Below are 19,075 nucleotides of genomic sequence, written 5' to 3'. Positions count from 1 at the left end.
GCCCCGCCTACGGGGTTCGCCTACGAGGTTCGCCTACGGGGTGACGGCGGCCGCGGCGCTCCGGCGGTCGGCCGCCGTCGCCGCGGCGTGCTCGACGACGCCGACCAGCACGTCCTTCACGGACTCCTTGTCCCGCGCGTCGCACAGCAGCACGGGGACGGACGGATCCAGGTCGAGTGCCTGGCGCACCGTGTCGGCCGGGTAACGGGCCGCGCCCTCGAAGCAGTTGACGCCGACGACGAACGGGATCGCGCGCCGTTCGAAGTAGTCGACGGCGGCGAAGCAGTCCTCCAGGCGGCGGGTGTCGGCGAGGACGACCGCGCCGAGGGCGCCGGTGGCGAGCTCGTCCCACAGGAACCAGAAGCGGTCCTGGCCGGGCGTGCCGAAGAGGTAGAGGACGAGGTCCTCGCGCAGGGTGATCCGCCCGAAGTCCATCGCGACGGTGGTGGTGTGCTTGCCCTCGACACCCTGGGTGTCGTCGACGGGCCGGCCCGCCTCGCTCAGCAGTTCCTCGGTGCGCAGCGGCCTGATCTCGCTGACGGCACCGACGAGGGTGGTCTTGCCGACGCCGAAGCCGCCGGCCACCAGGATCTTGAGCGTGACGGGCTCGACCGGGGCCGCGCCGCGCGCGGAACGCCCGAAGATCATGGGGTGTCTCTCCTGTCGGGGTCGTGTTGCACAGGGCCCGCGTGGCGTTCCGTGGTGTTCACAGCGCGCGCAGGCCGTTGATCACGTCGCGCAGAATGCTCTCGTCGGGCAGCTCCGCCGGCGGTACGGGGCGGGTCACGTGGACCAGCTCCTCGTCGACGAGGTCGCCTATCAGCACTCTGACGACGCCTATGGGGAGGTCGAGTTCGGCGGAGAGCTCGGCCACGGACTGGGGCCGGTCCCGGCTCAGATGGACGATCTCGACATGCTCGGGCGACAGGGTCTGGTCCGTCGCCGGGTCGTCGGCGCGGGGTTCCGCGACGACGACCGCGATCAGGTCGAGGCGATGCTGGGCCGCGCTGGTGGTGCGGCCGCGTGTCATGGCGTACGGGCGCACCACGGGCCCTGCCTCGTCGTCGAACCAGTGGTGCGTCTCCTGCGTCCCCTGCCCGTCTGCACTCATACCGACCCGTTACCCCCCACCGGGCAGATCCGTGCGCGGCGCGGCCCCGAGATGTGCGCCGACCCGCTTGACCAGCAGGGTCATCTCGTACGCGACGAGGCCGACGTCGGAGTCCGCGTCGGACAGGACCGCCAGACAGCTGCCGTCACCGGCCGCGGTGACGAACAGGAAGGCGTCGTCGAGCTCGACGACCGTCTGCCGGACACCGCCCGCGTCGAAGTGCCGGCCGACGCCCTTGGCGAGGCTGTGGAAGCCGGAGGCGACGGCGGCCAGATGTTCGCTGTCCTCCCGGTCGAGGTCCTTGGAGACCCCGGTCGGCAGTCCGTCCCCGGAGAGCACGAGCGCCTTGCGGATACCGGCGACGCGTTCGACCAGGTCGTCGAGGAGCCAGTTGAGCTCCCTCGAGCCACCGTTCGTGGTCGGTGCGCCGGCCTTCGGTGCGGTCATCGACCGTCCCCCTCAGATGTCGTTCCCTGTGCTGTGCCGTCGGAGCCGGCACTCGCGGCGTTCTCCTCCCGTCCCCGCCGCCAGCCGCGCTGGAGCGAGGCCATACGGCTGCGCACCTCGTCGGCGTCACGGTCGGCGGGATCGGCGGAGGCGGTCTCCTCGCGGCCGGGGGCGCGGTCGCCGCGCCGGTCCGGTCCGTCCTTCAACTGCGGTGCCAGGCTGGCCTGGCGCACGCGGCGCGGCAGCGACCCGGAGGTCTGCTCCTGCGGGCCCTGCGGGTCCGGTGCCGGCGCGGGGGTCTCACGGGCCGGTTCGGCGGCACGGGCCCGGCGGCGGGGCAGGTCGCCGAGCGGGGCCGGTTCCGCCGTGGTGCGGGCGGGCCCGCCGCGCAGGGGCTCCGGGCGGCGCCGGTCGCCGTCGCGGTCGTGCCGCTCCCCCGGCTCGGCGGCGCGCTCGCGGTCCCGGTCGCCGGGGCGGTCGTGCGTGACGGGGCGGCCGTGCGAGCTGACGAGCTTGGGGGTGCGGCGGCGGGGCAGCGCCACCAGACCGCCGGGCGCGTCCGCCCGGTCCTGCTCGGGTTCGTCGGCCTTCTGGTGCTGCTCGCCCTTCTGGTGCTGCTCACCGGCCGGCCCGGCGACGGGGCGGCGCGGGCGGAAGAGGCCGCCGCGCTCGCTGTCCTCGTCACCGAGGGCGCCAGGGAACTCCGTCATGTCGGCGGTGGCCAGCGGGGCTTCGAGCTCCACCGGGCCGTCGAGCACGGAGGGCGGCAGGCCGGGCAGTGCGTCGCGGCCGCCGGTCCGCTCGCCGCGCTTCACGTTCTGCGCGCGGCGCGCCGCGTCGGGCCGGTCGAGCCGGAAGCCGGCGCCCTCGGTGTCCGGTGCGTCGTCCGTGAGCAGCCCGTCGGGAAGGAAGACGACGGCCGTCGTGCCGCCGTACGGGGAGGGCTGGAGGGAGACGCGGACGTTCTGCCGCTGGGCGAGACGGCTGACGACGAAGAGACCGAGCCGGTCGGTGTCGGAGAGCTCGAACTCGGGGGTCTCGGCGAGGCGCAGGTTGGCGTCGAGCAGGGCGTCGGGCGGGATCCCGAGGCCGCGGTCGTGGATCTCCAGGGTGAAGCCGTTGGCGACGCGCTCACCGAGGACCTGGACGGCGGTGTGCGGCGGGGAGAACACCGTGGCGTTCTCCAGGAGTTCGGCGACAAGGTGGGTGACGTCGGCGACGGCCGGTCCGGTCACGGCGACGCGGGGCAGCCGGCGGACCTCGATGCGCTCGTAGTCCTCGACCTCGGCGACGGCGGCCCGCACGATGTCCATGAGCTGGACGGGCTTGCGCCACTGGCGGGAGGGGGCGGCGCCGGAGAGGATCACGAGGCCCTCGGCGTGCCGGCGCATGCGCGTGGTGAGGTGGTCGAGGCGGAACAGGTCGGCGAGTTCGTCGGTGTCCTCGGTCCTGCGCTCCATGGTGTCGAGCAGGGTGAGCTGCTTGTGCAGCAGGACCTGGCTGCGGCGGGCGAGGTTGACGAAGACCTCGGAGACGCCGCGGCGCAGTTCGGCCTGCTTGACGGCGGCCTCGACGGCGGATCGCTGGAGGGTGTTGAGGGCCTGGCCGACCTGCCCGATCTCGTCCTTGTCGTACTCGAGGCGCGGGGCCTCGGTCTCGACGTCGACCTCCTCACCGGTGGCGAGCCGGCGCATGACGCTCGGCAGCCGGACGCCGGACGCCTCGTGGGCCTCCAGGCGCAGTCGGCGCAGGTCGCGGACGAGACCGCGGCCGATGCGGACCGACAGGTACAGGGAGAAGAGCAGGGCGAGGAGGCCGAGCACCCCGGCGACGCCGGCGAGGAAGAAGATCTTCAGGACGGTGGGGCGGGCGCGCTCCTGGTAGCGGTCGCCGGCGGCCTGGTCGCGGTCGACGAGGTCGCCGAGGACGGTTCCGGCGGCCTGGTCCCAGCTCTGCGCGGTGACCCCGCGCGGGACGCCGGGGGCGCCCTTCACGACGGTGTCCTCGGCGGTGCGCAGGGGGGCGGTGCCGGGGCTCTTCCAGTAGCGCTCGTAGCGGGCGCGCTCGTCGCCGGGCAGGAGGGCGAGGCTGGTGTCGTAGAGCAGGGTGCGCTGGGCGGCGAGGTCGGAGACCTGGCGCAGTTCGAGGCGGGTCAGGCGGCGGGCCACGAGACCGGAGCCGACCAGGGCGTCTTCCTGGGAGAGGAGTTCGCGGGCCCGGACGAGGCCGGCGAGGGCGCGGCCCTCGCGCTCGAGGACCGCGTCGTCGAGCGCGGTGAGGTCGAGCAGGAAGTCGTAGGTCGGTGCGATGAGCCGGGTGTAGAAGTCGAGGGCCTGGACGCGGGTGACGGTGCCCTCGTCGACGTTGCGGCGCAGGGACTCGATGCCTTCGAAGCCTTCGACGGCGGCGTCGAGGGTGGCGCGGGACCGGTCGTCCAGGTCGTCACGGGCGTCGGCGTCACCGGCCCGCTCCTTGAGATCGGACAGGGCCTCGTCGGAGGCGGTGCGCTTGGCGCGCAGGGCGGACTGGGCCTCGGAGGCGCGCGGGTCCGCGAGGTAGACGAGGGTCTGGCGCCGTTCGTCCTGGAGGAAGCGGCTGGTGTCGACCAGCGGGATCGCCAGCGAGTCGGTGATCCTGCCCGCCGTGACGAGCTGTACTGCGGCGCGGCCCGTGATGACGGTGGCGAAGGCCCAGACGGCGGTCAGGGACAACAACGGCACCAGCAGCAACGCCACGATCTTCCGGCGGATCGATTTCCCGCGAAAGCGCATGGCCTCCCCCAAGATCGCCCCCGCGGTCAGGGGGCACACATGTGCGTCAACAAACGGCGCGAGCCTACTACTGCGACGGCACCAACTCGAAGGCCTGTCCGGATGGTGTTCGGCCGAACGCCCTTGGGGGCATCCGGAGTTGTCCGGGCATTGCGGTAGATTGCGGCCCGTGATCGACTGCGACTGATCGAACAAGATCCGTCCGCTTGCCCGGCCGGTTGGCCGGAATCCTTCGCTCCCCTCTTGGAGAGCAGGCCAGTTGTCCGAATTCGGGAATCTTTCGCGGGTGCCGGTCGTCGTACCTCAGAGATCGCGAACACGGATCACGGGCGCGGGGCACGGGCACAGATCACGAGCGATGCGGGGCAGGGGCCGCCCAGGCGGCGTGAATCGGAGCAAACCGGGCAGTCACTCAGCAGAGCCGATGCGCATCATCGGCTCGGGCGGCGTCCGGACGTGGTGGGGAGTGACGTGGCGATGGGCACGGCAGGGCGCAGGGAGCTGTGGGTCGAGGAGCCGGCGACGCGGCGGCGCATGCCCGATCCGGTGCGTACGGCCGCCGTGCGCGCCGTGCTCATAGTGGCGCTGACGCTGATCCAGGCGGTGATCGCCGTGCTGTGCACGCTGGCCGACTCCTGGCTCGCCTTCCCCATGGTCCTCAGCAGTGTCGGCAGCACCGTGGTCGCGACCTGGGGCGTCCTGGACGTCTGGGTGACCCGCCAGGTGTGGAACCAGCGGAACGGGGTGGTGTCCGCCCCCGCCAGCACGGCCCGGCAGCTGCGCAGAGAGCGGCGCCGGGCGCGGCGCACGGCCCGCAGCGCCCCGGAGAACATACGGGGGCACGGCGGGGCCGGGCGGCTCAAGCACACCTGACAGGCGACCGAAAGCGCACCTGACGGCGAGACGGCCGGGCGGCTGAAGCGCACCCGACAGCGGGCCGGCCGGGCGGTCAGCCCGCCTGCGGCTCCGGCCTGCGGTACATGCGGGTGGCCGTGATCTCTCCGTGCACGGTCTCGCCCTCCGGGTCCTGCTGCGGCAGTCCGGGACGCAGGTGCTCCTCCACGCTGATGTACTTCAGCCCGGCCCTCAGGTCCGCGTCGTTGCGCAGCCGGATGACGAGGGGGAACTCGGCGAGGGCCGTCGTGTCGAACAGACCGGTGGTGTAGAGCAGTTGCACACCGAGCGCGTCGGACACGGCCCGCTGGAGCTCCAGCAGGTACGTCGCGTTGGCGCGGCCGATCGGGTTGTCGAGGAACAGCGTGCCCGCGTGCCGGTGCTTGTCGCGCCCCCGGTCGTTCGACCGCAGCGCCGCCATCGTGCAGTACAGGGCGATGGCCGCGGTGAGCAGCTGCCCGCCGGAGAACACGTCGCCCATCTGCCCGACCGGCACCCGCTCGGCGCGCAGCACCGCGTCCGGCTTGAGGATCTCGACGGCGATGCCCTTGGGCTGCAGAGCGGCACTGACACCGCGCAGCAGCAGGGACATGCCGTCGCGGCGCAGGTCGGAGTTCTTCTTGACGGCCGCGCGGGTCGCCTCGTCGACCACCTCGCCGAGCCGCTCGGTGAGCGTGGCCTGGTCCGGCTCCTCGAAGCGGATCCGCAGAAACTCCTGGCCGGACCACTCGCCGAGACCCTCCGGCAGCCGGGACAGGCGCTGGGCGGAGCGCAGCGTGGCCAGTGAGGACTCCACGAGTCCGCGCAGGCGGTCCACGATCGATTCCCTGTTGCGCTCCAACTGGGCCAGCTCGTCGGTGAGGACACGCAGCCGGGGAGCGAACGCGTCGGCCCACTTCTGCGCGTGCTCCGGCAGCGCCACGGCGGGCAGCTCCCGGATCTGCTGCCGCGCGGGCGTGCGCACCTGCTCGTACCGCGTCGAGTTGGCGTGCCGCACGAGGATGTCGCTCGCCTCCCGGACGGCGGACTCGGCGGTGGACAGATCGGCGGCGCAGCCGCGCAGCGAGCGCCGCGACTCGGCGGCGCCGCGGCGGGCCTCTTCCAGGGAGCCGGGGTAAGGCTCGGGCTCCTCCTGCTCGTCGGTCTCCGCGGTGTGGTCGCGGAGCAGGTCGCGCAGGAGGGCGGCGGTCTCGTCGAAGCCGCCCGCGCCGTCCTCGGCGGAGCGGTGGGCGTCGAGCAGCTCGGCGTGGGCGGCGCGTGCGGCGCTCAACGCCTCGGTGTGCGCCGCCAGTTCGCCCGTGGCCGTCCGCAGCAGGGTCTGGGCGTGCTCGGTGCCGTCCGGCACGAGCTCCTCGGGGAGCTCGGTGTGTGCCTCGGCGTCGTCCTCGGGGGCGTGCCGCTCGGCCTCGCCGCGCAGCCGGCCGAGCTGCTCACTGGCGGTCGAGGTGCGGGTCTCCAGGAGCTGGACGAGCTCCTCGGCACGGGCGGCGGCGGCCTGCCGGGACGGCCCGTCCGAGCCCTCGGGCGATTCGAGGAGCGCGGCGGCGCGGGTGCGGACCTTGTTGCTCAGCCGGTCCAGCTCCGCGAGGGCGGCGGACTCGTCGCTCTCCGCGCGGGCCTGCTCGGCGCGCAGGTCGGCGCCGACGCCGACCTTCTCGTAGACCTGGGACGCGGCCCGGTACGCCTCGCGCAGCGCGGGCAGCGAGGCCTGCGGGGTCTCGCCCTCCGGCACGTCGTCGGGGGCGCCGGCGATCTCGGCGCGCTCGGCGCGCAGGGTGCGGGCGGTGCGGTGGGCGTCGTCGGCGGAGCGCTGGGCGGCGCGGCGGTCCTCGTCGGCGGCGCGGGCGCGCTCCAGGCAGGTCTGGGCGCGGGCCTCGGACTCGACGGCCTCGTCCGCCAGTTCGCGGACCTTGGCCTGCCAGGCGGCGCGCTCGCGCAGCCGGTAGGCGAGTCCGGCGAGCGCGTCGGCGGCGCGTCGGGCCTTCTGCGCGGCCTCCTGGCGCTCGTCGCGCACATGGGTCGCCTCGGCGGCGGTCTCGTCGGCCTCGGCGCGCGCGGTGCGGGCCTCGGCGAGCTCGGCCTCGGTCTCCTCGGCGAAGGCGCGGGCGTCGCGGGCGGCCGCCGCCAGTTCGGCGAGGCGGCCCGCGGGGCAGCCGGAGCGCCAGGAGGCGAGGCGGGCGGCCAGCTCGCGGTCCTTGCCGAGGCGGGCGGCGAGCACCCGGATGTCCTCGTCGCGCAGCGCGGCGCGCTCGCGCAGGGCCTGGCGCTCCTCGTCGGCGGCGTGCTCGTCGTGCATGGCCGGGTTCGGCGGCACGAGGAAGACGCCGGTGTCGTCGGCGCCGGGGGCGGGCTCGGCCGGGGTCGGGGCGAGCAGTGCGGCGGCGGTGCCGACGGCGACGGCGGAGCGGGGCAGCAGGGCGGCGCCGGCGAGGGTCTCGCGGGCGCGGGCGTGCGAGTCGGGGTCGGTGATGATGACGCCGTCGACGAGCTCGGGCCGGGCGGCGAGCACGCGCGCGTGGTCGGCCGGGTCGACGGCCTGGGCGAGGTAGCGCCAGCCGGGCAGCGCGGGGATGCCGTGCTCGCCCAGGTACTCGACGGTGGCGAGGACATCGGGGCCGGGCGGCAGGAGTCCGCCGTCACCGAGGGCGCCGAGGATGCGCGCGTCGTCGGCGGCGGCGGTGCGCAGCTCGAACAGGCGGCGCTCGGCGGAGGCCACCGAGTCGTCGAGCAGGGGCTTGAGGTCGTCGGCGGCGCGGTCGAGGTCCTCCGCGGTGAGCCGGCCCTCGGTGCCGGTCGCGCTGTCGGTGCGGGGCTGCGGGACGAGGCCCGCGACCGCGCGGGCGCGGACGGCGCCGGGGAAGCCGCCGCCCGCCGCGCCGAAGTGCTCGTCCTCCGTGAGGGAGGTGCCGCCGGTGCCGAGCAGTGCGGCGAGGCGCTCCTCCTCCGCGAGGGAGGCGGCGGTGCGCTCCTCGTCGCGGTGGGCGCGCTCCGCGGCGCTCGCGGCGTCGGCGGCGCGGGCCGCGGTGAGCTCGGCGCGGGCCTCCGCGGCGGCGGCCTCGCGCGCGTGCTCGGTGGCACGGCGGGCGGCTTCGCGGGCGGTGTCCCAGGCGGCGACGGTGGACTTCTCGGCGTCCGCGGCGGCGAGCGCGGCGCGGGCCGGGTCGACGTCGGGCGCGCTGTCGTCGATCCAGCCGGCCCGGACCGCCTCGGCGGTCTCCTGCTCGACCTCGGCCAGACGCTGGCGCAGGTGCCCGAGCTCGCTGCGGGCGCGCTGGGCCTCGGTGGCGGCGGCGGTCGCGTCGCGGTGCGCGGTCTCACCGGCCTCCTGGAGGACGGCGGAGCGCGCCTCTTCCTCGTCGGCGTGCGCCTCCGCCTTCCCGGCGGCGCCGTGCAGGGCCCGTACGAGATCGGCGGCGGCCTTGGCCCGGGCGGCGAGGGCGGGGGCCGCGTCGCGCTCGGCCTCGCGGATGGCGACGGCCACGCGCGCGGAGCGGTCGGCGGCGGCGCGGTGGCGCAGCACGGCCTCGGCGGCCTGCCAGGCGGCGTACAGGGTGCGGGCGTCGGCCAGTTCGCGCTTCTGGGCGGCGGCGGCCTTCTCGGCTCCGGCGAGCGCCAGGGAGGCGTGCCGGTAGGCCAGTTCGGCCGCGATCAGGGCGCTGCGCTCGCGGGCGGTGTCGGCGCCGGTGACCGTGTGGGCGGCGGCGGTGACCTGCTGTGCGAGGTCACCGGCGCGGCCCCGCTCGACGGCGGCGCGGGCGGAGAGGCGGCGGGCGAGGGTGCGGGTGCGGCGCTCCGCGGCGGTGTGGATGTCACGGGTGCGGGAGCGGGTGTCGGCGGCTTCGACGATGCGGGTGAGCAGGTCGACGGAGCCGGCGGTGAACTCGCGCTCGGCGATCAGCTCGGCACGCCGTCCCAGCTTGTTCCCGAACCCGCCCACGAGGTCGGCGAGGCCGTCCGTGTCGCGGGTGTCGGTGACGGCGCGCAGCAGCAGGTCGGTGAAGTCGGAGTCCTTCTTGACGGCGAACAGGCCGGCGGCCTCGCCCTCGTCCGCGTTCATCTCCCGCTGGTAGCGGAACAGTTCGGGGTCCAGGCCCAGGTCGCCGAGGTGCTCGTTCCACCGGTCGTGGATCTCCTCCCAGTGCACCTCCAGGTGGGCGTACGCCTTGCCCGCCTCGGTGAGGGCGTCGCGGAAGCCCTTCATGGTGCGGCGGCGGCCCTGGGCGCCGGAGGCACCCTCGGCGACGGGGCGCACGGCACTGGCCTCGGCGACGGGCAGCGCGTCCAGGCTCATGCCGGGGCCCGGCCGGAAGGAGTACCAGGCCTCGGCGAACTTCCGCGGGTCGTTGGAGACCTGACGGCCGCGCCATTCGCTGACCTTGCCGACCACGACGAGCTCGCCCGTGAGGGTGTGCTGCCATTCCAGGGCGACGTGTCCGCAGTCGTCGGCGAGGAGGAACTTGCGCAGCACGCCGGAGCTGGCGCCACCCAGCGTGTTCCGGTGGCCTGGGAGCATCACGGAGAAGATCAGCTTGAGCAGGACCGACTTGCCGCCGCCGTTCTCCAGGAAGAGCACGCCGGCGGGCGCGGGGCGGCGCGGCGGGCCGACGGGCTCGTCCTCGAAGAACTCCGCCTGCTGGGGCGCGGGGTCGGGCACCGGCGCGCCCACTCCCCGCAGGTCGAGCACGGTGTCGGCGTAGCGCGCACCGGCAGGCCCGATGGAGTAGAGGCGGACCCGGGACAGCTCGTACATGGCGGACTCTCGTGGTAGGTACGGAAGTTCAGGTGGGGGGACGCCGGGTCAGGAGTGGAAGGGCAGGCCGGCGTCGGCGACGAGCCCGGCCGCTTCCTCGTCCATGGGCGGCAGCAGGGTGGCGGAGCCGTCGGTCACCGGGACCACGCCCAGCTCGAGGAGCTCGGCCATGGCGGCGGTGCCGGCCATGTCGCGGACCTGGAGCTGGTAGCGCGCGGTGGTGCGGTAGGTGCCGCCGCCGTCGTCCCCGGTGCGCTGCAGGAAGCCGGAGTCGGTGAGGAAGGCGAGCGCCTTGCCGACGATGCCGGTGGTCGAACCGGCGAGTCTGCGCGCGTCCTTGGTGGCGCCGGTGGAGCTGCGCCGGGCCCAGATCCGCCAGGCGGCCTCCAGGCCGGGGGCGTCGGTCGCCGGGTCCGTGTTCTCCCCCTCCTCCTCGGCGCGCTCCTCCAGCTTGGTGCAGGCCTGGCGGACGAAGGCGTCCACCCCGTTGACACTCACGCGGCCGATGTAGCCGTCGTCGGCGAGGTCCTCGGGGCGGGGGAAGGCGAGCGCGGCGACGGCGAGGTGGGCGAGGCCGTGCAGGAAGCGGTCGGTGGAGTCGGCGGCGGTGCGGCGCGCGTAGTCGCCCATACGGACCGCGAAGACGGAGTCCTCGGCGGCGGTGACGGCCATGCCCGCGCGCGGGGACACCTCCAGGACGACGAGGCCGAGGCCGGTGGCGACGGCGTCGGCGAGCCGGGCGAACGCGGGGTCCTCCCGGTAGCGGCGCAGCAGTTCGGCGTACTCCTGGTCACGGGAGGGCTGGAGCTTGGGCTGCAGGCCGAAGGAGACCAGCCGGGCCGCGTCGGCGGCGTCGGCCGGGGTGACGGACGCGGGGGCCCTGACCGGTCCGGTGCCGGGTGCCTCGGGCTCGCCCCACTCGGCGTGCTCTTCGGGGTGCTCGGTCACGGGCGGTGCTCCTCGGTGGTTCCTGCGGATCCTGCGGTTGCTGCGGCGGTGCGACCGGGGACGGGCCCGGCGGTGTCTACGGGGGCGTGCCGGGCGGCGCGCGTCATGCGGCCTCCGTCCGGTCGGCGGCCATGCCGGCGGCGTCGAGCAGCGCGGTGCCGACGATCAGGTCGGCGCCGCCGAACTCGGGATCGTCGAGCTGGGTGCCGTCGTCGACGGCGAACAGCAGCTTCGGCTCCCCCTGGCGGTAGGCCGTGCCGACCGGCGGGCTCGCCGCGTGGACGGCCAGCAGGGCGACCAGGTACGGCAGTTCGGGATCGCGGGTGCGGGCCTCGGCGAGCAGGCCCGAGAGGCGGCGGGGCGCGTCGGAGGGCAGGTCGAGCAGCTCCATGGCGCTCGCGAGCTGCTCCTCGCTGAACCGGCTGTCGTCCGGCGTGGCGATGAGGTCGGGCTCGGGCATCTCGGCGCCGAGGTGCTCGCGCTCCAGGGGCGGGGTGAGCAGGATGTCGACGAGGTCGCCGACGCGGACGGAGACGGGGGTGCGCAGGCCGGTGCCGCGGGCGAAGAAGGCGTCGGTCACCTTGATCGCGCTCTCCACGGGGAGCGGCAGCAGCGGGGCGACGAGCTGTCCGTACAGGTCGAGGCCGGTGCGGGTGGTGGGGGCGGCGAAGGCCTGCCGGTCCTGCTCGGCGCGGAACAGCGGGCCGGCCTCCAGGAGGCGGGACTGCAGCTGGGTGTGGCGGCGGATGCAGTCCTTGACGATGTCGACGAGCTCGGCGGCGCGGCGCTTGTGCTCGGGCTCTTCCGACTCGTCGCGTGCCTTGCGGATGTTCGTCAGGATCGCGTTCTCGTGGCGGTAGCGGTCGGCCACGTGGTCGAGGGCCTCGGCGATCATGTCGGGGACGGCCTGGAGCCAGTCGACCGCCCGCACGTTGCGCCGGGTGGCGTCGAGGGCCTTGCGGAGGGTCTCCGAGTACTGGACCGTCCGGTAGCGGGCCTGCTCGGCGGCGAGCTGGGCGTCGGCGAGGCGGCCGCGGCTGATCAGCACCTCGAGCTTCACCTCGGCGGCGATCTGGGCGCTGGTCACGTCCGTGTCGAGGGCGCCCACCAGCACGTTGACCGCTTCGTCGGTGGTGCGCAGGTAGACGCCGCCCCCGTAGCCGGGGACCTCCTCGATGAGCTTGAAGTCGTAGTCCCTGCGGACGTAGCTGCCGTCGGGGCCGAAGGTGCCGTAGACCGCGCGGAAGCCGCGGTCCACACTGCCCACGTTGATCAGGTTCTCCAGGACCCAGCGGGCCACGCGCTCGTGCTCGGCGGCGGGGCGGCCCGGGGCCTGGGCGGCGACGCGGGGCAGCAGACGGGCCACTATCTGCTCGTGGTCGGCGCCCGTGTCGAAGTCCATGTTCAGCGTGACGAGGTCGATCGCGGAGAGCGCCACCTCGGCCATGCCGTACGTCGAGTACTCGCCCGCGAGATTGGCCTTGCGCACGTCCAGGTCGTGCAGCGGCGCGGTGCAGGCGAGCGCGCGCAGCCGCCGCGCGAGCCCTTCGTCGGCGGCCGGGCCCGGTGCGGGTCGCGGCGCCGCGCTGAGCTGGGGCGGAGCGGAGTCCGTGGTGGCAGGCGAAGTCACGCAGGACAGAGTAGGCGCTGGGTCTGACAACGGTCGAAACGGCGCTAATGCCCTGGGCCGGCGAGCGGCCGCCGCGGGCGGTGCGCGGTGGGCTACGCCTCGTGCGGCAGGCGCTGGGTGTAGGCCTCGACGAGGCCGACGCGGGAGTCGTCGAGGTAGTCGGCGAGCAGCTGCTCCGCGGCGTCCCGGCGGCCCTCGGCGAGGGTGTCGACGATCTCCTGGTTGCGGACGAGGTAGGGCTCGTGGAGGCGGCGCGGGTCGTCGACGACGTGGAAGGCGAGGCGCAGTTCCGCCAGGACGCTGCGCATCAGTTCGTCGGTGCGCTCGCTGCCGGCGAGGGCGACGAGTTCCTGGTGGAAGTGGATGTTGGCGGTGGAGACGACCTTCCACTCGCGCTTCTTGACGCCGCGCTGCCCTTCGGCGACGGCGGCGGCGAGGCGGTCGAGGGCGTAGGGCGGCTGTCCGAGCGAGCGCACGACGGCGCACTCGATCATGCTCCGGGTGCGGTAGATGTCCTGGACGTCGTCGACGCTGAGGACCCGGACGAACACGCCGCGGTTGAGCCGGTGTTCGAGCAGGCGCTCGTGGGTGAGCAGGCGGAAGGACTCGCGCAGGGTGTTGCGCGAGACGCCGAGGGCGCCGCCGATGCTGTCCTCGGAGAGCCGGGTGCCGGGCAGGAAGAAGCCCTCCGCGATCCGGCTCCGGAGGATGTCGGCGACGCGCTCCGCGGTGCTGGTGCGCCCCAGCAGCGCGCGGTCGTCCGCGAGTGCGTGCAGTTCTTCCGTGTCTTCCGTGGCCACGGGCGCATTCAAGCGCAGATCCAGGAACGAGACAACGTGCGTATCGGAGGATCGTTGAACGATCTCCGCCCAGAAGGCCACGTGTCCGGAAGAGGCCCATAAAAAGGCCCCAAAGGAAGAGGCGGGGCGGGCGCCGCTCGCGCAGAGTACCGATCATGACGACGACACCCGCGGACCGGCTCCGCTCCTTCGCCCGCACCCGGGCCTCGCTCGACGGTGCGGAGGTCACCTACTGGTGGTCGGGGGACGTGTACTCCTGGGCCCCGGACGAGCCGTACGAGCGTCTCTTCGGCTTCGAGGGGTTCAATGTCGCACGCCTCGTGGAGGACACCGGACAGGGGCCGGACGCCTATCAGTTGCTGTCCCGGGAGGCCGCCTTCTACCTGGATCCGGCCACCCGCGAGATCCTGGAGACCTGGCGCGGCATTCCCGTGGTGCACGTCTGGAACGATCCGGCGAACCAGAAGTGGCGCCCCTTCCCGGTCCCGACGACCGAGCTGGGCGCGCAGGTCTGCTTCAGCCTGGAGATCCCGCTCGCCTACCCCTCGCCGCTGCCCGTGGCCGACTACCCGGTCCACTCCTCCGGCGACACCTACCGGGCCCTGGAGCTCTTCCAGTTCTTCGCCGACCGCGGCGATCTGGCCGGGTCCGCGCCGAGCGTCCCGGCGACCATGTCGTGGACCCGGCAGTCCCCGTGGCTGCCCTGGATGGAGCGGGGGCAGCGGCCGGGCGGGCTGACCTTCCACTGCCGGGGCCGCAAACTCGGCGCGTACGAGGAGGTTCCCGAGCGCACGCGCGCGTACGTGGCCGCGCGGCACCCGGAGTTCGCCCGCGCCCCGGAGAAATGGAGCGAGCCGAACGAGACCAGCTGGACGTACTTCCGCCGGCTCCACCCGCCAGCGCGGGGCTAGCCGGCCTGCATCCGGGGCGGTTCGGGCCCGGCGCGGACGGTCAGGGAGGACAGTGCGGAGGCGACCCCGGCCGAGGCGCGTACGTCGAGCCGGGCGCCGGTCCCCCGCACCCCGTGCCGGACTTCGTCGGCGGCCAGGGCCAGCAGGTTCGGGAGCAGGTCCGTGCAGCGCCGGGCGACCCAGCCGGTGCCCGCGGTCGCCAGCCACCACAGGCCGGCCGCTCGGGACGGCGCGGGCCGCTCGGGCACGAGGTCCGGGGCGGGTCCGCTGGCCACCCCGGCGGCGGCCAGCACGGTGTGCGCGCGGGCGGCGAACAGCCGGTGACCGCGCTCCCCCGGGTGCAGCCGGTCCGCGCTCCACAGGGCGCGGTCGGCGACCCACTCGGCGTCACAGGCATGCAGATGGAGCGCTCCGTGACGCTCGGAGAGGGCGTGGACCACGGAGTTCACCGCGTCCTGGCGGCGCGCCAGCGGGCGGGCCAGGGCGCCGGGGAGCCCCAGCAGGGCGCCGGGGTCGGGCAGGCAGGCGGTGAGCACGGTCGTGCCGCGCGCGCCGAAGGCCCCGTAGACCGCGTCGAGCCGGGCGGCCACGGCGTGGACGTCGAAGGTGCGGCGCAGGGTGTCGTTCACGCCGACGATCACGGAGGCGAGGTCGGGGGCGAGGGCCAGCGCGGCGGGCAGCTGCCGGGTGAGCACGTCGCCGGTCTGGGCGCCACTGGACGCGAAGTTGTGGAATTCCACGGGCTGTCCCCCGGGCGCGAGGCCCCCGGCGAGCAGCGCCGCCCAGCCCCGCCAGGCTCCGTCCACACAGTCGCCGATGCCTTCGGTGAGCGAGTCCCCGAGGGCCGTGTACCGCAGGGCCTTCACGCCGCCCTCCGCTCCGGGACGTCGGCCGGCCTCCGGGCGGGCCTGAGCACCTCGGGCACAGGTCCGGCGGCGGCCACCCGCAGCGGGGCGTCGTGCGCGGCCAGGAACGCGGCCACCGCGGCGTCCCAGCCGAAGGACTCCGCACGCGCGCGTGCCGCCGCCCTGCGCCCCCGCGCGGGGCGTCCCAGCACCTCCCGCACCGCCGCCGCGAACGCGGCCCCGTGATCGGCCGCGACGGCGCCCGCCGGGCCGACCACCTCCGGGAGGGCGGAAGAGGCGCTGACCACGACCGGGGTGCCGCAGGCGAGGGCCTCCAGGGCGGCGAGGCCGAAGGTCTCGGCGGGACCCGGCGCCAGGCAGACGTCGGCGCTCGCCTGGAGCGCGGCGAGGGCGGCCCGGTCGGCGAGGTGCCCGAGGAACGTGACGGGCAGGCGCCCGGCCGCGGCGCGCTGTTCGAGCCGGGCCCGCAGCGGACCGTCGCCCGCGACGACGAGCCGGGCGGGGACCCCGGCGCTCCGCAGGGCGGCCAGCGCGTCGAGCGCGACGCCGGGGCGTTTCTCGACGGAGAGCCGGGTGCACAGCACCAGGAGGGTCTCGTCCTCGCGCGCGTACCGGGCCCGGACCCCGGCGTCGTGCCGCTCGGGCCGGCAGTGGACGAGGTCGACGCCGAGGGGCGCCCGCACGACGTTGCGCGCGCCGATCCGGACGAACTCCCGCTCGGCCCACTCGGTCGTGCACACCACGCGCGCGTAGGCGTGCGCCGTACGGGAGTTGAGCGCGTCGGCGGCGCGGCGTGCGGCGGGTTCGGGCAGGCCCCAGGTGCGCAGCACGCCGTGCGCGGTCTCGTGGGAGACCATGACGGCGGGCACGCGCGCGCGGCGGGCCCACTCACCGGTCCAGCGCAGGGTCATGCGGTCGGACACCTCCAGACGGTCCGGGCGCAGGCCGGCGAGGAGGCGGGCGGTGCGCCGCCGGTCGGTCAGGACGCGGTAGCCGCCGGTGCCGGGCAGCGGGGCGCCGGGCAGGGTGATCACGCGGCCCTGTTCGGTGTCCCGGTCGGTGTGGCGCTCGCCGGGGACGACGAGGACGGGCTCGTGTCCGGCGGCCCGGTATCCGGCGCCCAGTTCCCGCAGCGCGGTGCGCAGGCCGCCCGACGTGGGGGCGACGAAGTTGGCGAGGCGGACGATCCGCAGGGCGCCGCTCATGCCGCCACCGCCGCACGGGCGTGGAGCACTTCGGCGTAGTGCTCGACGAGCTGGTCGCCTACTGCCTCCCAGGTGCGTCCGGCGACGGCGGCGCGGCCCGCGCTCCCGTAGGCGGCGCGCAGGGCGGGGTCGGCGGCGAGGGACCACACGGCGTCGCGCACGGCGTCGGCGTCCCCGGGCGGTACGAGGAGTCCGGTGCGGCCGTGCCGGACGAGGTCGAGGGGCCCGCCGGCGGCCGGGGCGACGACCGGGACGCCGGAGGCCATGGCCTCCTGGACGGTCTGGCAGAAGGTCTCGTAGGGGCCGGTGTGCACGAAGACGTCCAACGAGGCGAAGAGGCGGGCGAGTTCGTCGCCGGTGCGGCGGCCGAGGAAGACGGCGCCGGGCAGCGCGGCGCGCAGCGGGGTCTCGCTGGGTCCGTCGCCCACGACGACGACCCGTACGCCGTCGAGGGCGCAGGTGCGGGCGAGGAGTTCGACCTGCTTCTCGGGGGCGAGCCGGCCCACGTAGCCGACGAGCAGTTCCCCTCCGGGGGCGAGCGCGGCCCGTAGCGCCGGGTCGCGCCGTTCGGGCCGGAAGCGTACGGAGTCGACGCCGCGCGGCCACAGGCGCACGCGGGGCACGCCGTGCGCCTCCAGGTCGCGCCGGGCGGCGCTGGAGGGGGCCAGGGTGCGGTCGGCGGCGGCGTGCACACTGCGCAGGCGCCGCCAGGCGGTGCCCTCCCCCGCCCCCATGTACGTACGGGCGTAGCCGGCGAGGTCGGTCTGGTAGACGGCGACGGCGGGGACGCGGTGCCGGGCGGCGGCGGCCATGCCGCGCACGCCGAGCACGAACGGCCCGGCCAGGTGGACGAGTTCGGCCCGGTGCGCGACCAGGGCCTGGGCGATGCGGCGGCTGGGGAGGGCGACGCGGACCTGCGGGTAGCCGGGCAGCGGGAGGGACGGGACGCGGACGACGGGGCAGGGGGCTCCGGCGTCCGCCTCGGGCCCGGCGGCGGTGGCCGGGGCGACGACGAGGGGATCGTGTCCGCGGGCGGCGAGGTGCCGTGCGGTCTGCAGGGCGCAGTGCGCCACACCGTTGAGGTCGGGAGGGAAGGACTCGGTCACGATGACGACACGCATACGGGTGTTGTCGCCGGGCCGGACGTGGTCGCGTCGACGTGGATCTTTCCTGGCGGGGAACGTCCCGTGAGCGTTGCGCGGCCCGGGGAACGGCCCGGGAAACGCCGGGAGGCGGCCCCCCGACCGGCGGGCCACCTCCCGGGTCTCAGCGGCTCACAGAGCCGGTGCGTCGGGGCCGATGCGGCTGCGTACGGCGGTCTGCACCTCGGCCTCCTCGGCCGGGTCGGCGGCGAGGCGGCGCAGCTGGTCGACGACGCGGGCGTCGCCGGTCTCGGCGTGCCGTGCGGCGATCTCGCGGGTGGACTCCTCGCAGTCCCACAGGCATTCGACGGCGAAGCCGGCGGCGAAGGAGGGGTCGGTGGCGGCGAGGGCGCGGGCGGCGCGGCCGCGCAGATGGGAGGAGGCCGTCTCGCGGTAGACGTGGCGCAGCACGGGGGCGGCGCAGGCGATGCCGAGGCGGCCCGCCCCGTCGACGAGGGGCCAGAGGGTGGGGCCGTCGTAGCCGTCGCCGCGGACGGCCTCGCGCAGGGCCCACAGGACGAGCTCGCCGTCCTGGGCGGCGCCTCTGCAGGCGAGGACGCGGCCGGCGGCGGCGCCGAGGGCGTCGGGCCGGCGGGCCCACTGCCGGGCGCGCTCGACGGCGGCGACGCTGCGCATCCGCTCGAAGGCGTCGAGGGCGGCGTCCACCACCGTGTGGGAGGGGCTCTCCACGGCGGCGGCGACGAGATCGAGCACCTCGGGATCGTGCGCGTCGGCGAGGTAGCGCAGGGCGGTGCAGCGAGCGCCGTCGTGGCCGTGGAGCGCGGCCCGCACGATCTCGGGCCGGTCCTCGGGCCCGGCGACGGCGGTCAGGCAGCGGGCGGCGGGCACATGGAGCAGTGCGCCGCGCTCGAGGCCTTCCTGCGCCCAGTCGAAGACGGCCTGGACGCTCCACCCGGGGCGGGGTCCGGCGGGCCGCATCTGGCGCTGCCAGCGGTCGAAGGAGCCGGCCTCCTGGGCGGCCCGCACGCGGGCGCCCACCTCGGGGCGCGGGTCCTCGGCCCACAGCCGCCAGGGCCGTGGCTCGAAGGCGTCGCGCACGGCGGCCACGAGCTCGGCCTCGGCGTGCTCGGGGAAGCGCGCGAGGACGGGCAGGGCGAGGGCGCGCAGGCCCGCGTCGTCGTCCCGCAGGGCGAGCTCGTCGAGCGCCCACGTCCAGTTCCCGCCGAACGCCGCGTACCTGCGGAGCAGCTCGAGGGCGTCCCGCCTTCCGTACGAGGCGAGGTGGCCGAGGACGGCGAGGGCGAGCCCCGTGCGGGACTCCTCGGTGTCGACGAGGTCCTCGGGGTCGAAGAGGTGCCGCTCGATCTCCTCGAGCTCGCCGTGGAGGTCGAGGTAGAGACGGGCGTAGTACAGCGAGCGGTTCTCCACCTGCCAGTCGTGGCGGGGGTCGCTCAGTACACAGTGATTGAGAGCCGCGAGCGCCTCGTCCCGCGGCGCCGTCAGCGCGTGCAGGGTGCCGTCGCCGCGGCCCCTCTGCAGCAGGCCGAGCAGCGTACCGCTGGGCGCTATGACCGGTTCGAACATGGGAAACAGCCTCACATCAAGCGTCGACGCAACCGGGAACCTGCAACTACCTGGT

The 19,075-nt window shown here is 75.2% G+C and carries 14 protein-coding genes; 2 read left to right on the top strand and 12 right to left on the bottom strand.

The annotated features are described in order from the left end of the window. Positions 1–33: 33 nt before the first annotated feature. Genes ACIBTU_RS25115 through ACIBTU_RS25100 form a run of 4 tightly spaced genes read right to left on the bottom strand, consistent with a single transcriptional unit; the run spans position 34 to position 4,329 of the window. A complete protein-coding gene (locus ACIBTU_RS25115; protein WP_399128647.1) occupies positions 34–648 on the bottom strand; it encodes a GTP-binding protein in 615 nt (204 codons plus the stop codon). Positions 649–706: 58 nt separating this feature from the next. After that, positions 707–1,111 (bottom strand): DUF742 domain-containing protein, encoded by a 405-nt coding sequence (locus ACIBTU_RS25110; protein ID WP_399128646.1) that lies wholly within the window; start codon positions 1,109–1,111, stop codon positions 707–709. A gap of 9 nt (positions 1,112–1,120) precedes the next feature. Then, positions 1,121–1,558 carry a roadblock/LC7 domain-containing protein gene (locus tag ACIBTU_RS25105; RefSeq protein WP_399128644.1) on the bottom strand — a complete coding sequence of 146 codons (438 nt, stop codon included), beginning with the start codon at positions 1,556–1,558 and terminating at the stop codon, positions 1,121–1,123. Next, a complete protein-coding gene (locus ACIBTU_RS25100) occupies positions 1,555–4,329 on the bottom strand; it encodes a nitrate- and nitrite sensing domain-containing protein (protein ID WP_399128643.1) in 2,775 nt (924 codons plus the stop codon). Before ACIBTU_RS25100 ends, ACIBTU_RS25105 begins: the two co-directional genes overlap by 4 nt. Positions 4,330–4,638: 309 nt before the next feature. Between ACIBTU_RS25100 and ACIBTU_RS25095 the strand changes: the two genes are divergently transcribed. Continuing rightward, on the top strand, positions 4,639–5,202 hold the full coding sequence (locus ACIBTU_RS25095) for a hypothetical protein (protein ID WP_399128674.1): 564 nt from the start codon (positions 4,639–4,641) through the stop codon (positions 5,200–5,202). Between the two features lie 76 nt (positions 5,203–5,278). On the opposite strand, the gene ACIBTU_RS25090 is transcribed toward ACIBTU_RS25095, so the two are convergent. The 4 genes from ACIBTU_RS25090 to ACIBTU_RS25075 form a co-directional block, all read right to left on the bottom strand. Next, positions 5,279–9,973, bottom strand: a complete 4,695-nt coding sequence (locus ACIBTU_RS25090; protein ID WP_399128642.1) for a hypothetical protein — start codon at positions 9,971–9,973, stop codon at positions 5,279–5,281. A 48-nt stretch (positions 9,974–10,021) separates the two neighbouring features. Further along, a complete protein-coding gene (locus ACIBTU_RS25085; protein WP_399128641.1) occupies positions 10,022–10,921 on the bottom strand; it encodes a hypothetical protein in 900 nt (299 codons plus the stop codon). A 103-nt stretch (positions 10,922–11,024) separates the two neighbouring features. Further along, positions 11,025–12,551, bottom strand: a complete 1,527-nt coding sequence (locus ACIBTU_RS25080; protein ID WP_399128640.1) for a hypothetical protein — start codon at positions 12,549–12,551, stop codon at positions 11,025–11,027. Positions 12,552–12,643: 92 nt separating this feature from the next. Next, positions 12,644–13,351: a GntR family transcriptional regulator gene (locus ACIBTU_RS25075; protein ID WP_399128639.1), complete on the bottom strand. Its 708-nt coding sequence runs from the start codon at positions 13,349–13,351 to the stop codon at positions 12,644–12,646. Between the two features lie 155 nt (positions 13,352–13,506). Here ACIBTU_RS25075 and ACIBTU_RS25070 point away from each other — a divergent pair, with 155 nt between their 5' ends. Next, positions 13,507–14,262, top strand: a complete 756-nt coding sequence (locus ACIBTU_RS25070) for a DUF1838 family protein (protein WP_399128638.1) — start codon at positions 13,507–13,509, stop codon at positions 14,260–14,262. Here the strand turns inward: ACIBTU_RS25070 and ACIBTU_RS25065 are convergent. From ACIBTU_RS25065 to ACIBTU_RS25050, 4 genes are all read right to left on the bottom strand, one after another. Continuing rightward, on the bottom strand, positions 14,259–15,128 hold the full coding sequence (locus tag ACIBTU_RS25065; protein ID WP_399128637.1) for an SGNH/GDSL hydrolase family protein: 870 nt from the start codon (positions 15,126–15,128) through the stop codon (positions 14,259–14,261). The genes ACIBTU_RS25070 and ACIBTU_RS25065 overlap by 4 nt on opposite strands. After that, positions 15,125–16,333 carry a glycosyltransferase gene (locus ACIBTU_RS25060; RefSeq protein WP_399128636.1) on the bottom strand — a complete coding sequence of 403 codons (1,209 nt, stop codon included), beginning with the start codon at positions 16,331–16,333 and terminating at the stop codon, positions 15,125–15,127. Before ACIBTU_RS25060 ends, ACIBTU_RS25065 begins: the two co-directional genes overlap by 4 nt. Further along, positions 16,330–17,454 (bottom strand): glycosyltransferase family 4 protein, encoded by a 1,125-nt coding sequence (locus ACIBTU_RS25055; protein ID WP_399128635.1) that lies wholly within the window; start codon positions 17,452–17,454, stop codon positions 16,330–16,332. Before ACIBTU_RS25055 ends, ACIBTU_RS25060 begins: the two co-directional genes overlap by 4 nt. Positions 17,455–17,607: 153 nt before the next feature. Further along, positions 17,608–19,020, bottom strand: coding sequence for a HEAT repeat domain-containing protein (locus ACIBTU_RS25050; protein WP_399128634.1), 1,413 nt, complete (start codon positions 19,018–19,020; stop codon positions 17,608–17,610). Between the last annotated feature and the right edge of the window lie 55 nt (positions 19,021–19,075).

The organism is Streptomyces sp. NPDC050145 (assembly GCF_044460245.1).
GTDB lineage: Bacteria > Actinomycetota > Actinomycetes > Streptomycetales > Streptomycetaceae > Streptomyces.
The sequence above is the reverse complement of the archived record's forward strand: the minus strand, read 5'-3'. Positions and strand labels throughout refer to the sequence as shown.